The 16,750-nt window shown below is 37.4% G+C and carries 13 protein-coding genes and 1 tRNA gene; 4 read left to right on the forward strand and 10 right to left on the reverse strand.

Going from position 1 to position 16,750, the window contains the following annotated elements:
* The coding region (locus OSH00_RS09155; RefSeq protein ID WP_266130163.1) for a LysR family transcriptional regulator at nucleotides 1-204 on the reverse strand (204 nt) is incomplete at its 3' end.
* A gap of 769 nt (nucleotides 205-973) precedes the next feature.
* Here OSH00_RS09155 and OSH00_RS09160 point away from each other — a divergent pair.
* Nucleotides 974-2,377 carry an amino acid permease gene (locus tag OSH00_RS09160; protein WP_266130164.1) on the forward strand — a complete coding sequence of 468 codons (1,404 nt, stop codon included), beginning with the start codon at nucleotides 974-976 and terminating at the stop codon, nucleotides 2,375-2,377.
* A 900-nt stretch (nucleotides 2,378-3,277) separates the two neighbouring features.
* On the opposite strand, the gene OSH00_RS09165 is transcribed toward OSH00_RS09160, so the two are convergent.
* The 3 genes from OSH00_RS09165 to OSH00_RS09175 are packed head-to-tail and all read right to left on the reverse strand — an operon-like array spanning nucleotide 3,278 to nucleotide 6,588.
* Nucleotides 3,278-4,774, reverse strand: a complete 1,497-nt coding sequence (locus OSH00_RS09165) for a CoA-acylating methylmalonate-semialdehyde dehydrogenase (protein ID WP_266130165.1) — start codon at nucleotides 4,772-4,774, stop codon at nucleotides 3,278-3,280.
* Nucleotides 4,775-4,830: 56 nt separating this feature from the next.
* The gene (locus OSH00_RS09170) at nucleotides 4,831-5,181 is read right to left on the reverse strand and encodes a cupin domain-containing protein (protein ID WP_266130166.1); all 351 of its coding nucleotides are present in this window, start codon (nucleotides 5,179-5,181) and stop codon (nucleotides 4,831-4,833) included.
* Nucleotides 5,182-5,199: 18 nt separating this feature from the next.
* Nucleotides 5,200-6,588, reverse strand: coding sequence for an NAD(P)/FAD-dependent oxidoreductase (locus OSH00_RS09175; RefSeq protein WP_266130167.1), 1,389 nt, complete (start codon nucleotides 6,586-6,588; stop codon nucleotides 5,200-5,202).
* Between the two features lie 131 nt (nucleotides 6,589-6,719).
* Here OSH00_RS09175 and OSH00_RS09180 point away from each other — a divergent pair, with 131 nt between their 5' ends.
* Nucleotides 6,720-8,159 (forward strand): PucR family transcriptional regulator, encoded by a 1,440-nt coding sequence (locus OSH00_RS09180; RefSeq protein WP_266130168.1) that lies wholly within the window; start codon nucleotides 6,720-6,722, stop codon nucleotides 8,157-8,159.
* 36 nt (nucleotides 8,160-8,195) lie between these two features.
* On the opposite strand, the gene OSH00_RS09185 is transcribed toward OSH00_RS09180, so the two are convergent.
* The 3 genes from OSH00_RS09185 to OSH00_RS09195 form a co-directional block, all read right to left on the reverse strand.
* Nucleotides 8,196-9,086 (reverse strand): LysR family transcriptional regulator, encoded by an 891-nt coding sequence (locus tag OSH00_RS09185; protein WP_266130169.1) that lies wholly within the window; start codon nucleotides 9,084-9,086, stop codon nucleotides 8,196-8,198.
* A gap of 355 nt (nucleotides 9,087-9,441) precedes the next feature.
* Entirely contained in the window at nucleotides 9,442-10,428 is a 987-nt protein-coding gene (locus tag OSH00_RS09190) for an aldo/keto reductase (RefSeq protein WP_266130170.1), read from the reverse strand.
* Nucleotides 10,429-10,453: 25 nt separating this feature from the next.
* A complete protein-coding gene (locus OSH00_RS09195) occupies nucleotides 10,454-11,644 on the reverse strand; it encodes an MFS transporter (RefSeq protein WP_266130171.1) in 1,191 nt (396 codons plus the stop codon).
* A 302-nt stretch (nucleotides 11,645-11,946) separates the two neighbouring features.
* Here OSH00_RS09195 and OSH00_RS09200 point away from each other — a divergent pair, with 302 nt between their 5' ends.
* On the forward strand, nucleotides 11,947-12,438 hold the full coding sequence (locus OSH00_RS09200) for a cyclophilin-like fold protein (RefSeq protein WP_419376121.1): 492 nt from the start codon (nucleotides 11,947-11,949) through the stop codon (nucleotides 12,436-12,438).
* Between the two features lie 14 nt (nucleotides 12,439-12,452).
* Complete coding sequence (locus tag OSH00_RS09205) at nucleotides 12,453-13,523, forward strand: alpha/beta hydrolase (protein ID WP_266130173.1); 1,071 nt, start codon at nucleotides 12,453-12,455, stop codon at nucleotides 13,521-13,523.
* 169 nt (nucleotides 13,524-13,692) lie between these two features.
* Here the strand turns inward: OSH00_RS09205 and OSH00_RS09210 are convergent.
* The 3 genes from OSH00_RS09210 to OSH00_RS09220 all read right to left on the reverse strand — a co-directional run bounded on the left by OSH00_RS09210 (nucleotide 13,693) and on the right by OSH00_RS09220 (nucleotide 16,747).
* A tRNA-Val gene (locus OSH00_RS09210) sits at nucleotides 13,693-13,769 on the reverse strand.
* A gap of 44 nt (nucleotides 13,770-13,813) precedes the next feature.
* Complete coding sequence (locus tag OSH00_RS09215) at nucleotides 13,814-15,829, reverse strand: transglutaminase TgpA family protein (RefSeq protein ID WP_266130174.1); 2,016 nt, start codon at nucleotides 15,827-15,829, stop codon at nucleotides 13,814-13,816.
* 9 nt (nucleotides 15,830-15,838) lie between these two features.
* The gene (locus OSH00_RS09220; RefSeq protein WP_196077310.1) at nucleotides 15,839-16,747 is read right to left on the reverse strand and encodes a DUF58 domain-containing protein; all 909 of its coding nucleotides are present in this window, start codon (nucleotides 16,745-16,747) and stop codon (nucleotides 15,839-15,841) included.
* Between the last annotated feature and the right edge of the window lie 3 nt (nucleotides 16,748-16,750).

Below are 16,750 nucleotides of genomic sequence, written 5' to 3' on the forward strand. Positions count from 1 at the left end.
TAACCCTGTAGGACTTAATGAAATATTACGATTTGCTCGAACAAATAATTCTTTACCTAAATACTCTTCAAGTTGTCTGATTTGGCGACTAATCGCCCCTTGTGTGACATTTAATTCATTTGCTGCTTGTGTAAAACTAAGGTGGCGGGCAGCTGCCTCAAACACAATCAAGCTATTCATTGGTGGCAATGGCTTAATTTTCATGGACACTCCTGACTTGCCCTATTTCCATAGAACCCCCTTTCCAATTTGGGTTCTTTTAACATAGCTTATTTACTACGAAAAAAAGCTTTTGAACATGGTTTTAATGAATAAACCATGAGTTTTTAGCATGAAAGCTGAGAATTTCTCCAAACTTAATCCATTCATTAGGAAAACTCATAAAATGTCATAAATATTTCTTAATAAAAAGTGAGTAAAAGTATTTAATCTATGAGTTTTTCTCATTCAAATACTTTGAATAAATCGAACTTATACCAATTATTTGAACTAAATAAAAAAAAATTCAATCAAGTAAAGATAATGTATTTTTGCTTTATATAATTTTATGAACCTAATAACTTAAAAAATTCAAATCCTTATAAGGTAAAACTTATAGCTAATTTCTTGAACATGTTTTTAAAAAATTATCATCCTCTCTTCAAAATTTTTGTTAAACAAGTTCAAAGCTTTAAAAAACTCCAACTCTTGTTAAGCAGGTCATTAGATTACTTTATTTTTACTTCCTTAATTAAATGAAATCAAATTATCATAAAGTTGAGCAATTGATTAAAAAATGCTAGAAATTATTTAATATCAAAATCTTACTTTTGAAATTCTTTTTTATTCTCGAATTTGCTCCATAGATCAACCTTTCATACATTTATATAAAAGGGTTAGGTAAATTCATCTTTTTTACATATAGGCAATCTCTTATAGGAATGCTTATATTCCCTCAAATGGAGTTAAAACTATAATCATAGAGGAATAAAAGATGCCTATTCATACGGAACATGATCCACGTCTGAAATCTACACTCAAAACCCGCCACATTAGTATGTTAGCCCTTGGTGGAGTAATTGGAGCTGGCTTATTTGTCGGTTCTAGCTCAGTAATAGCTGCAGCGGGTCCAGCCGCCTTTATATGCTACGCCATTACAGGAATCATGGTAGGTTTAATCATGAGAATGTTAGGAGAAATGGCGGCAGCTCGTCCTACCAATGGTTCATTTGTAGATTTTTCTAGATTAGCCTTTGGTAATCTTGCAGGCTTTTCAACTGGATGGCTTTATTGGTATTTCTGGGTAGTTGTCGTTGGTTTTGAGGCAGTTGTTGGTGGACAAATTATTAATCAGTGGTTACCAGATATTCCTGTTTGGATTATCTCACTTGGCTTACTAATTCTGATGACTTCTCTCAACTTATTATCAGTAAGTTCTTTTGGCGAAGCAGAATATTGGTTTGCTGGAATCAAGGTAGCAGCTATTGTTGTATTCTTAGTTATTGTCGGAGCATATGTATTTAAAGTATGGCCAAACTCAACAGCTTCTTTTGCTAATTTAACTCAGCATGGCGGTTTCTTACCCCACGGCACATTAGCTCTATTCTCTGGTGTGGTTTCAGTAATTTTCTCAATGAGTGGGGTAGAGGTTGCTACTATCGCTGCTGCAGAATCAGATAATCCTTCACAAAACATCCGCCGTGCTGTAAACACTGTAATGGCACGTATCTTAGTCTTTTTCGTTTTATCTACACTATTCATTGTAGTTGCACAACCTTGGACTAATATAATTCCAGGCAAATCACCTTTCGTGGCAACATTTGAGAAAATTGGTATTCCTGGTGCAGGTACAATGCTGACAGTGGTAATTCTTGTTGCCGTATTATCTGTACTTAATGCAGGTTTATATACTGCATCTCGATTATTGCATGTATTAAGTTCAAATAATGAAGCTCCAAGTTGGTTGGCGAGAAAAAATAAGCGAGGTGTACCAGTTTGGGGTGTACTGACTTCTACTTTAGTTGGATATGGATGTGTTGTAATTGCGGCATTATGGCCGGACACTGCTTTCCAGTTTCTACTTGATTCCTCTGGAGCTCTATTCTTATTTATCTATTTAATGATTTGCTTATCACAGTTAAAATTACGTAAAAAATGGGTCCAGGAAGGAACTCTAACATTTAAAATGTGGTTGCATCCTTGGTTACCGTTATTTGTAACTCTATGCATCATCGCTGTTTTAGTTAGTATGGGGATAAATCCAGCTACACGACTTAGCTTATTACAGTCCTTAATCGCAATCTTTGTTATTGTAATTGCATACGGCGCTATGAAAATTGTTAGCCCTAATAGGGCATCACGTGTCCCACAAGTGAATTCCTTAAGACACACTAAATAATCGTAATTATCTTCTATTCTTAATTTAATAAATCTCGGTATAACGCTACCGAGATTTTAATTTGTAAATCAATAATTAATACTATGCTTAGATATAAAAGCTTTATGACCTCAATTGTCCCCTTCCCCTAAGTAAGCTATTCAAACGTACTTATACAATCTCTTCAATTAGTGTTCTAGAAGTGTTTTGGTAGTATTCATCGCCATGGTTATGACTGAAATCATAAGCGGGTTTATCTAGTATATTGTCTAATGGGCTTAAATTTAGCCCGTCGCCGGAAGTGGTAAGCATTAGTAAACAGTATTTCACAACCGTTACAGGTAGCTGCATTAGAAAACTTTCATTAGGCTTTAGATTCTATGAATGGCAGTTTATATTGTGATAAGCGCTTCTGCACTCTGAATATTATCGGTAAATTACTACTGAAACTAAACCTCGAAATAGACATATTTTTGCTGGTTGAGCATGAAGTTAAACTTAGGCAGCAATGTGGCTTTTCCAAGGTAGTTTTATGTTGATAATAATCCTGAGTTGAACTCAGCCAAATTGCTAGAGTTGCGCAAAGATAAAAAAGTAGTACATATAATCAAGCTAGCTACATAAAATGCTTTTATCGAATGATTCCATGGTTCATTCAGGAAGGATGTTTTCAATACTTATTTATTTGAAAACCTGACCATTGGTTAGAGAAATAGTCTCGTTGTAGCGTTTGGATAATAAACAACAATCCTATAAGCGTTAAGATAATTTATAAACTACCGATTACGGAAACGAACTGGAAAGCTCTAGTTTAGAAGTGTCTTAATAATGGAAAAGCGGTAAATATTTATTTAATTATATAAAAATGACTTGAACCTCATGAGATTTAAGTCATTTAACTATCTTTTTTAATTACTCAAACTATAAGGTAGGCATTGAAAATTGAGCACCCTCTCGAATTTGTGCAGTTGGCCAACGTTGAGTGATAGTCTTACGGCGAGTGAAGAAACGTACACCGTCTGGACCATACATAAATAAATCACCAAATAATGAACGCTTCCAGCCACCGAAACTTTGATAAGCTACTGGCACAGGCAGTGGAATATTAATACCAACCATACCAACTTGAATGTTATCTGCAAAATAACGAGCAGCTTCTCCATCTCTAGTATAAATACAGGTACCATTCCCATACTCATGTTCATTAATTAATTCCATTGCTTCCTGCATTGTCTTAACACGCATAACCTGAAGTACAGGACCGAAAATTTCTGCCTGATAACTACTCATGTCTTTGGTAACTCCATCGATCAATGTAGCCCCGACATAAAAACCATTTTCATAATCTGTATGGACGAGATCTGAACCATCTACACAAATAGTAGCTCCTTGCTGTTCAGCACTTTTAATATGTCCAATAACTTTAGTTTTATGTTCTGCGGTAATTACTGGTCCAAAATCATTTTGCTTATCTGAATGAATACCTACTTTTAAATTTGCCATCGCATCTTTTAAAGCTGCAATCATTTTATCAGCAATTTCATCACCCACAGCAACTGCGACTGATAGAGCCATACATCGCTCTCCAGAAGAACCAAAAGCAGCTCCTAATAAGGAATTCACTACATTGTCTAAGTCTGCATCAGGTAGAACAATTGCGTGGTTCTTCGCACCCCCAAGTGCTTGGCAACGCTTACCATTAGCTGTAGCCGTTCTGTAGATATATTCAGCAATAGGAGTAGAACCTACAAAACTTACTGCTTGGATGTCTTTATTAACCAAAATAGCATCTACAGCTTCTTTGCCACCATTTACTACGTTAAGTACACCATCAGGTAAACCAGCTTCTTTTAACAACTGAGCAATATATAAAGTCGCACTAGGATCCCGTTCAGAAGGTTTTAGGACGAAAGTATTTCCACATACAATTGCCATTGGGAACATCCATAATGGGACCATTACAGGAAAGTTGAATGGTGTAATTCCAGCAACCACACCTAGTGGATGAAACTCACTCCAAGAATCAATATTAGGACCAACATTACGACTATGCTCGCCTTTTAGTAACTCAGGTGCACCACATGCATATTCAACATTCTCAATGCCCCGTTGTAACTCGCCTGCTGCATCATGAATAATTTTTCCATGCTCTTCGCCAATTAAACGACAAATTTCAGCAGTATTTTGTTCTAATAACTCTTTAAATTTAAACATAATGCGAGCACGTTTTAGTGGAGGAGTTTTACTCCATGATGGAAATGCTGCTTTAGCTGAAGCGACTGCTTCATCAATTGTTTTAGCTCCACCTAAACTTACTTGCTTACTAATCTCACCTGTTGATGGATTGAATACCGGTTGAGTATTGCTTTCATCTACAACTACTTCACCATTGATAAAATGTCCAACGATCTGGCTCATTTAATTCTCCTTAACTTTAGATATATTCCTTACTTTTCCTTAAGGAAATGATTGAATTAATAAATTGTGAATATTTTTCGAACTGTTTCAGTTACATCCCAACGACCTGTCCAGCCAACAGGCAGAATTATCAAATCGCCTCCACTTACAGAAATGGCCTCACCTGTCTTGTCATCAGTTAGAGTTGCTTTACCAGAAATGATGTAGCAAAACTCGGTATCTTTTCTGTCAATAACAGGCCATCCTCCTGGTTGACACTCCCATATCCCTAAATTCCCTTGAGCATTAGGTGCAAGAGTTTGAACTCCTAATTGAGGGTTTCCACTATCAGCGCCAGCACGTAAACCTGCAGCAGGTAAATTACCGTTTTCAATTTCATCGCGCTTAACAATAGTCATAGTTGGCATGCATTTACTCCTTTAAAATTAATGAGCGCCAGTCAATGCTTCTAGTGCAGATGCAACAGTAGAAGGACGATTAGTCATGTTTTCTTCTTTATCGGCAAACGCCGTTGCAGATAAACCAAAATTAATACCCATCCATCGTAAAGGCTCAGGCTCCCATAAAGGAGAAGCATGATTTACGATTGGTAGCTTATTAACTGGTTCTTGAATGTTTAGAATTAAATTTTTGAGAATTCGTCCCGAAAGGTTACTCATCGCAACACCATCACCTACATAATGACCACCCCAAGCAATGCCTGTATTCGGATCAAAACCTACAGATGGTGACCAATCACGGGCGACCCCAAGTGCTCCGCCCCATCGATGAGTTATTTTTAAATTGCTTAAAGTTGGGAAAAAATCATTAATAGTGCTACGGATACTTTCATGAACGTTATCAACAAGATCAAATTCCGGTGAAATTGTTGAACCATAATGATAAGGAGCACCGCGCCCACCAAAGATTAATCTCCCATCAGCAGTCATTTGTGCATATACACGCAAATGCCTCATATCATTAAAAGCTAACCTATGGTTTAACTTAAGATCATTTCTTACAGATACCGGAATTGGTTCTGTGGCTAGTACTAATGAATACAAAGGAATAATTGAACGTTTGTATCCATCTAATTGACATGAATAACTTTCTGTAGCCTTTACAATAATAGGAGCGTTAACTTTTCCATTTAGAGTAATAACTTGCCCCGTGTTTATTTTCGTTACGGCGCTTTTCTCATAAATTTTAGCTCCTAATTTTTCTACAGTTTTAGCCAAACCTCTAACAAGCTTACCTGGATGAATTACAGCGCAATGCGGTGTATAAATTGCACCCAATGCATTAGCTACATTAATCTTTGATTTTGTAGCTTTAGCATCAAGAAAATACCATTGATCAGGTAAACCAAAATCTTTCGAAGCCTTAACTGAGGATTTTGCACGTTGCAGTTGAGCTTGTGTTCGCGCTATTGATAAAAAGCCATCTTTAGAATAATTGGCGTCAATACCTTCCTGTTGAAGAATTTGACCAATTTCATCTACTGTCTCATTCATTACTTGCTGTAAAAATAATGCGCTTTGGTGAGATGAATTTTTTGCTACTTTAGAAAGAGAAATTGGAAATATGGCAGAAGCCCAACCGCCATTACGGCCTGATGCTCCAAATCCAGCATATTCGCGCTCTAAAATAACAACTCTAAGAGAAGGTGATGTTTTAAGTAAGTAATACGCAGTCCATAGGCCTGTATAACCAGCTCCGATAATGACTACATCAGCATCAACTTCATTATTTAACGCTTGTCTTTCATCAGTTTTTTCATACCAATATGGAATATTTGGTAACTTGATGAGCTCATCCTTAAGTGCTTCATTCATTTATTATTCCTCAAACATTTTTAGTATTGATTGAGGATGTTAAGGTCATGTTAAGCACGATTCTATTGGTAAGATAAGTATAAAAACTGCTATCTTTTATACAAATGTATGATGAAAAAAGCAGGATGCTTATGATTACCATTGATGAATTGGTGAAAAACAATAATTTAGGCCTAACTTTTAAGTCTGGTAGATCTGGAGGTAAACGTATAGTTAAATGGGCCCATGCTGTAGATTTACCAGATCCTTGGCATTGGATATCACCCGGTACCCTCGTAATGACCACTGGCGGTGGTTTACCAACAGAACCCATTGAACAGGTTGAATGGTTACGTCAGCTCTCTGAAGCTCAAGCTAGTGCCCTTGTTATTGCTCCTAGAGATTTTGCTCCTTCTATTACTCAGGAGATGCTAGATGAAGCAAGTGATTTAGGATTTCCAATATTAGGAGCTAGTTTTGATTTAGAGTTTTTACGATTAGCTCGTTTGGTAATTGAAAGTGTTTTGCAAGCTCAACGAGACCGTTTTGATGCAGGAAATAAGCTATTTCAAGTCTATACTGATGCGTTATGGGAAAGTTCACAATTAGATGAACGATTACATATTATCGGGCAAAAATTATCTTTAAATTTACAAATCTTAGATAATGAAACACTCACTCCTATTTTTAATTTTAGTTCTCCAGTATCGAAAGAAAATATTCCCTATAGTGTAAAAATACCGGGTAGAACCCAAACTACTCTAAATATTATTAATAAAGAATCGCGTTTTTTTGATGAGACATTTTTACCACGTATTTTAGCTGGCTTACTTAGTATTGAGCTAGAACGTGAAATGATAGACCGTGATGGAATTCGAGAAGAAGGTGAAGCTTTATTTGATGACTTGTTAAATGGGGAAATTGAATTTGGTGCTGCAAAAATTATGTTAGAAAGACGTGGCTTACAAGGTAAATTAGTTACTATCGCAATTGATCCCTCAAACAAAGGATCTCGCCAATACACTGACATTCACCACATACCTGAATTTTATAAAATTTATCCATTATTTTCTCGTGATAAAAATAGAATATTTGCGGTACTTCCTGATGATAGTAATTTATTAAATGCTCTTATTAATTATTTTGGAAAAGGAACAAAAATAGGTATAAGTAGCCCAATTACAGCAATGCTTGGTTTCAAAGAAAGTATTTTCCAGTCATGTTTAGCTTTAGGAAGAATCAAAGAAAGCCAAACTGATTTAATTTACTACAATCATCTAGATCTAGAATTAGCTTTAGGACCTAAGACTGTCGCAGAAGCGAGAGCTGTTGTTGATCATTATTTTGGCCGTATTTTAGAATATGAACAAACTAACTCTCTACCATTGCTCAAAACCTTAGCCGTATTTTTAAAATATGATGGGAACTGGAAGGTAACCGCTTCTAAATTAGATATTCATCGGCAGACACTAGTCTATAGATTGAAAGTTATAGAAGAATTAACTGGTATAAAGCCCACAACAAGCTTAGGTATTACGCGGTTTTGGATAGCTTTAGAAGCAGCAAAAACTATTGGTATTTTAAAAGACTGAAATTATTTGTCTTAAAAAATTACTATTCTTTCTTAATTATACTCTTAAGCTCTCTATAACTAATTTTAAAGCCGAAGATTGCTGTCTACGGTGAGGATAATAAAGATGATAACCTGAAAACTGGATACTATATTCTTCAAGCACTTGTATTAAATCGCCTTGCTCGATCTCTTTTTCTACCATATCTTTAGGAATATAAGCGAGCCCCATACCCGATTTGACTGCTTGAGCAATATCAAAACTTTCATTAAACACCCATTGGGGATTAATTTTAACTTTAAATTCCTGTCTTTCTTTTTCAAACTCCCATGCGTATATTCCACCTTGAGTCATTAACCTAAACCCAATACATTGGTGTTGATCTAAATCTTTGGGGGTTTGAGGAATACTGTAACGCTGAAAATAATCTGATGTTGCGACTACAGCCATTTGGACATCGTCTCCAATTCTCACGGCAACCATACCATCAGCTACCCGGCTACCAAACCTGACACCTGCATCAAAATGTTCGGCAACAATATCCACCATACCACTATTGGCACTAAACTCTACTTCAACATCTGGATAGAGATGAGCAATTTTTGCTAGCTTTGGAATCAAAATATGTTGTATAGCATGGCTGCTAGCATTAATTCTAACTCTACCTGCTGGAGTATCCCGAAACGTATTTAACAACGTCAGTTCATTATCAATCTGGTCAAAACTGGCACTAATGGTTTGCCTTAAACGCTCACCCGCTTCGGTAGGTGAAATGCTACGAGTAGTTCGATTTAACAATAAAATACCCAAGCGCTCCTCAAGACCACGAATGCTATGGCTTAGGGCTGATTGTGAAACACCAAGTTTACCTGCTGCCTTGGTAAAACTGCCTTCTCGAGTTACCATGAGAAAAGCATGTAGATCATTATAATTCTCTCTGCTAATCAAGATGTGAACTCCCATTTTAAATATTTGTCATTATCTTTATTACACGTTAAACATTGTATCGTGTCTAACACTAATAAAGATTATTCATAAATTTCTTCTACTTTAGATTCTTATTTTGAATTTTTATGCTGATAGTGCTAGAAATTAAAAAAAATGCCCAAATGAAAAAGAAAAAAATTAGTACAAGTGGACACACATCCCAACAAGTTATTCGGTGATTATTTAAGTAAGAGAATGCATGTTAAAAGGTGATGTGAAATATCGTTTTGTGATTGATAACCAGACTCTAGAATATTAAATAAACAAAGCACAATAAATAGTCTGCCCAAAATTCAGGCAGACTATTTATTTTTATTTACCAAGCATAGGCTTGCGGTGCTTCACCGCAGGGCGGCCAAATCTCATCAAGTTTTGCTAATATTTCAGTCGAAAGCTTTAAATCCAAAGCTCTAATATTTTCTTTTAATTGTTCAACCGTACGTACACCGCTAATAACAGAAGTTACAGCGGGTTGGTGCAATAACCAAGCTAAAGCAACTAATGCGGGACTAAGACCAAGTTCTACACATAAGCTTTCATAAGCTTGAAGCTGTGGACGAAGTGTTTGGATTCGCTGTTGTAGTTCTGGAGTCGCTCTACGACCACCTTCTGGAAGCTCACTAAATACACCTCCTAATGTGCCCATACCAATTGGACTCCACGGGATCAAACCTATGCCGAAATGACGTAATGCAGGGATGACTTCCAGTTCAATACTACGTTGGGTCAGGTTATACAGACTTTGCTCTGATACTAAACCGAGCTGATGACGAGCATTTGCACTACATTGAGCAGTAGCAATGTCCCAGCCAGCGAAATTACTACTGCCCACATAGGTAATTTTACCCTCACGGATCAACTGTTCCATGGCTTGCCAGATTTCTTCCCATGGCGTATTTCGATCAATATGGTGCATTTGATAGAGATCAATATGATCTGTTTTTAAACGCTTCAAACTGGCTTCACAGGCACGTTTGATGTGATAAGCAGATAATCTGCGGTCATTTGGGCCTGTATCCATAGGTTGATACGCTTTGGTTGCTAACACAATTTTATCTCTACGCCCACCTTGAGCTAACCAGTGACCAATGATTTCCTCCGATATCCCAAAACCCTTTTTCATATCTGGTGATTGTGGCCCACCATATACATCTGCAGTATCGAAGAAATTAATTCCTTTTTCTATCGCCTCATCCATGATTTTAAAACTGGTAGATTCATCGGTTAACTCACCAAAATTCATTGTACCTAAGGTAATACGGCTGACTTGTAAGCCAGTACGTCCCAAGTAAGAATATTGCATAGATGACTCCTTAAGAAATCGATTGTTATGCTACTTTTAATCGTGAAACCCAAAGTGTTAAAGCAGCAGAAATAATTAGAAGAATTGCACTCATAGCAAAAGTCATCTGATAGCCACTATGATCAAACAACAAACCACCGACAGTTGAACCCAATGCGATACATAGCTGAACAATAGCGACAAACAAGCCTCCACCGGCCTCGGCATTATTCGGAAAAGTCTGGGCAATCCAGCTCCACCAGCCAACAGGTGCAGATGTTCCCAATAAGCCCCATATACCTAACATCACAATGACTAAAGCGGTCCATGTTCCAAAACCAATCAATATGAAAGCTATTGCTGCCATGAGAACAGGGATGGCAATTAACGTCCCATAAAAATGACGTTTTAGCGCAAAACCAATCAGCAAAGTTCCGATAAAACCCATGACCCCAATGACAAACAAGGTAAAAGATAATGTGGATACGCTGGTTTGAGTCACTGTTTCTAGAAATGGACGGATATAGGTATAAAGCGAGAACTGCCCCATAAAAAGTAGACCTGTTGCTGACATGCCAATCAATACAATAGGTTGCCGCAACAGATTAAGTATCCCTTCTGATGAATTGGAAATAGAGGCTTTGTTTTTTAGAGATGGTAGACTGATCCATTGCCAGATAAAGGCAAGCACCGCAACAGGCACTAAACAGAAGAAAGCACCACGCCAGCCAATCATTGCTCCTAGATAGCTTCCCAAAGGTGGTGCAATCACAGTTGCTAATGCATTACCACTATTAAAGATTGCCAGTGCTCTCGGCACTTGGGTGGTTGGTACAAGACGAATCGCCGTTGCTGCCGACATTGACCAGAAACCACCCACAACCACCCCAATCAAAGCCCGACCAGTCATATAGACCCAGTAATTGGGAGCAAGTGCAACTACCGCTCCCGAAACCGCCATTAATGCGGTCAATCCAAGCAATAGCGTTTTACGGTTAATGTTTCTTGCCAGACGTGAAATCGATAGACTTGTGATAACTGCAAATGCACCTGAAATAGCAATTCCGTACCCAGCCAAACCTTCAGTAACACTTAAGTCCTTTGCAATTGGTGTCAATAAACTGACCGGCATAAATTCGGAAGCAATCAATGCAAATACACACAATGTCATGGCAAATACGCCACTCCAATATGCTGGCTGCTGTTCTATCTCGGAAGATTGATGTGCAGGTATCATAGACTTTCTCTATAAAAATGAGAAACCATGATAAAGGTGCTTTATCTCCTGAATAAGTACCTTTCCGTGAATAGAGTTATGAGGCAAATTCATTAATCAGAATTAGATTAACCAGTTTTTTCAGAATAAAAATTATTTTAGCCCTTAATTTATGAATGAGATTCATAGGACTATGCAGTTTTTAGGGGCTAATTCTTAACCACCTTCACCTTTATACTGAATTTCAAATCATCTCAGCAGACAAGCATGGTTCATGCTTATGTCTAATTTTTAATTATCTACCTGGTCGGGAGAGCAACATGATGCAAGAAATTAAACATGCCTTTCCGGTTATCGGTGGAATTGCTGTACTTGTTCTGACAATTGGGATTAGTGCTTGTACAAAAGCAAAGACTAATACTGAACAAGCGACTTCACAAAAGGTTTCCAGAATGAATATTCGTTTTGATATTGAGGGCTCAGCTCAGCCAGTATTTGTTCGCTTAAAAGACTCACCTACTACACAGGATTTTATCAAGCAGCTTCCTCTTACTTTAGAATTGACCGATTATGCTGCAACAGAAAAAATTGCCTACCTACCTAAAAAATTAACCTCTCAAAGAGCTCCAAAGGGACACCCAGCAAAAGCCGGCGATATTACCTATTATGCTCCTTGGGGCAATCTCGCCGTCTTTTACAAAGATTTTGATGGTGTTGCTAATAGTCTTATTTACCTTGGCAAATTCGATACTTTACCAAAAGCATTTTCAAGCGATAGGCCTGTTAAGGTCAAGATCTCAAATATTTCAAAATAACAGGAATATATCTTATGTCTCACTATACAGCTGCAACATCAAGTCGTTTTCTTAAAAGAACATTTGCTATTTTTACCCTGAGTATTGGAGCGTTAGGTATAAGTCAATTTGTTTTGGCTAATCAGGATTTAAAACTCACTACTAAATGGGATAAAACCTTTGCTCAAAGCAACAAAGTCAAGCATCAGAAGATAACGTTTAAAAACCGTTATGGCATTACTTTAGTTGCTGATCTATATATACCTAAAAATGCAAAAGGTAAACTTCCCGCTATCGTGGTCGGTGGGCCTTTTGGAGCAGTAAAAGAGCAATCTTCTGGACTCTATGCACAAACTATGGCAGAACGAGGTTTTATTACATTAGCATTTGATCCATCTTACACAGGAGAAAGTGGTGGTGAGCCCCGTAATATTGCTTCACCAGATATCAATACCGAAGATTTCAGTGCAGCTTTAGACTTTATTGGACTACAACCCAATGTTGATCAAAACCGTATTGGAATGATCGGGATCTGTGGATGGGGTGGTATGGCACTCAATGCGACAGCCGTAGATAAACGTATAAAAGCCGTAGTTACGAGCACAATGTACGATATGACCCGAGTAATGTCTAAAGGATATAATGATAGTGTCACACCTGAACAACGTAGCAAAACGCTTGAACAGCTCAGTGCTCAACGTTGGATCGATGCAAAAAATGGAAAGCCTGCCTATCAATCACCTTATAATGTATTAAAAGGTGGCGAGGCCCAATTCCTAGTCGATTATCATGACTACTATATAACTTCCCGTGGGTATCACCCTCGTGCGGTAAATTCAGGAAATGCCTGGTCGGTGACGACACCAATTTCGTTTATGAATATGCCAATTTTAACCTATATTAAAGAGATCTCACCTCGCCCTATTCTTTTTATTCATGGTGAAAAAGCTCATTCACGCTATTTTAGTGAAACAGCTTATGAGGCAGCCGCACAACCCAAAGAACTCTATATTGTTCCTAATGCCAGTCATGTTGATCTTTATGACCGTGTTGACATCATTCCATTTGATAAGATGACTAACTTCTTTAATCAAAACTTAAAATAAAAAATATTTTAGCCAAGTTGAGCGGATTCACTCAACTTGGTTTAAAGGATTGATCTACTATACGAGTTCAAGATAGTTTATAAAAAGGTATAAAAAAACCCTAAATCATTATAATTCAGGGTTTTAACATACATATAAGACTATACAAGTTTATATGATTTTAGGAATTTGGTAGGTATATCCAGACTCGAACTGGAGACCTCTACGATGTCAACGTAGCGCTCTAACCAACTGAGCTATACACCTGAAGTGCTGAGAATATTATTCATTTTTCAGCAATATGACAAGACTTATTTTCCCGCTTTTAACGCATTCGAACACTCTTTAAGCAATTTCTTGATTTCCTGAATATCTTGTTGATTTTCATTATCTAAATAAGTAATTTTTTGGAAAACTTTATTTGCCTGTTCAAATGATTTTTTTTCTTCAACCCGACTGGCCAAACGAGACATCCATTGTTGAAAAGTTTCAGACTCTACTTTTTGATCATCTTTTGACAACTGGCGATTAAACTTAAAAATCAATCGCTCAATCTCAGACATCTGTTTTACTCGAAAAAGTTTTGTCACTCCCCAATAAGCCATTAATAATCCAATGATTCCTAAAATTAAGACCAACCCATAACTATACACTGAAGTCAGTCCGAGTTTTTTCATCCACCCACTTTGCTTTTCAGCATCATAGCCCACGACTTTGCTTTGCCATTGAAAACTTGCATAGTCACTCCAGACTCTTAATGTTCTCAATATGGATGAATGCTGAAAGCGTATATTTGAATAAGCGCCATCACCAAAAATTGCCGCATTACCCTCTATGGTCGTTTGCATTCCCTGATCGATTCGCATTGGCGCAATGATGGCTGTAGGATCAATTCGATGCCATTGTCCCTGATGGTACACTTCCGCCCATGCATGGGCATCTAATTGACGGACTTCCCAACTTTTCCCATCTGGCGCCAGTTCACCACCTTGATAACCTGTGACGACACGAGCAGGTATTCCGACATAACGCATCAGTAAAACAAAGCTTGAGGCATAGTGTTCACAGAACCCCTGTCTTGATTGAAATAAAAACTCATCTATTCGATGATTCCCCAATTTCCCCGGCGCGAGTGTATAAACAAAATTTTCCTTTTTATACCAATTTAGAATATTTTGGATATACGTATCAGGATTTTCCTGGCTTTGATGAAACATAGCCAATGCAAACTTCTGCGCTTGTAGATCACGATTTTTAGGATATTTTAGATTATTTTTAAGCATGAATTGTTCAAATGCTGGTACTTGAACATCCTGAACACGCGAGCCAATCCATTGCAATTCGACGGGTTGTACCCGTTGTACAAGTTGTCTTGGTGTAATAGACCAGTCTTGATGTAATTCAAAACGTTGTTCTATTGGAATTGACTTTTCCAAACCTGTGATCCACTGCTGAGCAGGATCACCGGCTAGATACTGATAATGAAAACCATCCTGTTGACCTGTGATTTTTGAATAGGATTTGCTCTGTTTGTTACTAGATTCACTTGTCCAAGTTGTACCATCATAATGATCTAATACCATTGCTCGCCAATACAATTCATTGCGGTTCGGGAACTGCTTCATGTCTCCAATAATTCGAAAAGCCAAGGCACTCGATTGCGACAATGATGCAATATCCCCTGGGGACATGCGATCACTCAATCCTGTTACTGCTTGATGGTTAGGAATCGGAATTTGCCAAAGTGGGGGCAAACGTGGAAAAAACAAAAACAGCAATATAAAAAAAGGTAAAGCCAGACCAATAAATTTAAGAATATGGAGCGAGTCGTTTTTCAGTGATTGTAAAACAGGCTGTGCAATTTCAAAATTGACGGTTTGTACTCGATATAATCCAACCAAGCAACTGATTAGGCAACACAATACTAAAACAGCCATTGCAAAAGATTGGCTATGTAAAAATAAACTCGCACTCACAAACAAAGCAAAATTAAACAGGATAATAAAGTCACGTTTAGACTTGGTTTCTAGTGCTTTGGCAAATAAAAAAGTAGAAAGAACAGCAGTACCAGCCTCTACACCTAAAAATGTTTGGGTATCGAGATAGATAATCAGCAATGCAAAAAATGCAAATAACAGCTTTGGTGCTTGAACTAAAACTCGAGGGAAATTGAATGTTTGATGAGCGTTGATTTTTTGATAATACCACCCTAAACAGAGAAGATTGACCAGAAACAATATCGATAAGGCAATCGGCATATAGGCAAGCTGTGCCAACCAAATCAAACTTAAGGCGACTAAAATTGAAATTTGGATTGATTTGTTCATGTCCAATCCTCAAGCTTGTGCCAACAAGGTTTTGATATGAATATAATGCTGTTCACCTACACCATTTTCTGTCTGAGCATGGGGTAAAATAATACAATATGGAGATTGTAGTTGTTCACAACGATCAACCAACTCCATCATTAAACTTAGTTTTTCTTCATGCGCTGCACTGGGCATTTTGGCATATTCAATTTGCATGGCATGGGTGTCCAGTAAATCTTCAAACTGTTTGACAAATAGCCCTTGTCCTCGAGCTGCCTGCTTCCATGAAATACTCTGTAATGAATCACCTATTTTAAAATTTCTCAATTCTTTAAATTCATCCAGATCAGGCTCACCCGTATTCGCCTGAATATGTGAATATTGCAGACCAGACTTTGCTTCAGGAGCAATCCAGTAATCATTGGTCAAATAAATGTATGTCCATGCTCGGACTAAACCTAATGGATAGGTTGAATAAATCTGAATTGGAGGAATTGAAAATTTACCACGTTTTTGCGGTATAAAATTTAACTCAAAGCTTTGCTGCTTATCCTCAAATAAAAAAGGCAGTAACTGATCATCGAATTTAAAATTTAGAAACTTCAGGCTTGCTCGGTGTTGTTGCAAAATCACGGTGACTTTAAAAGCCTCGTTCACCTTACCGACTTCATCAGCAATGACTTCAATGGTCACACCGTGCAATTGCTTAAAACTCAAATAAAAACTAATACACAAAATGGCACTTATTAAAAAGCAAAAACCTAAAATCAAGTTATTTGCATAGTTAATTCCCGCAATAAATGTGATCAAAATAAGTACAAGATACAGAAAGCCTTGTTGGTAGATAAATACTAAGACTTCATTTTGCTTAAGCGTCCGTATACCTGTGTAACGAAATCTTTGGTGCAACCACTGTACGAATCTTTTAGCAAACATGCT

The organism is Acinetobacter nematophilus (genome assembly GCF_026344175.1).
GTDB lineage: Bacteria > Pseudomonadota > Gammaproteobacteria > Pseudomonadales > Moraxellaceae > Acinetobacter > Acinetobacter nematophilus.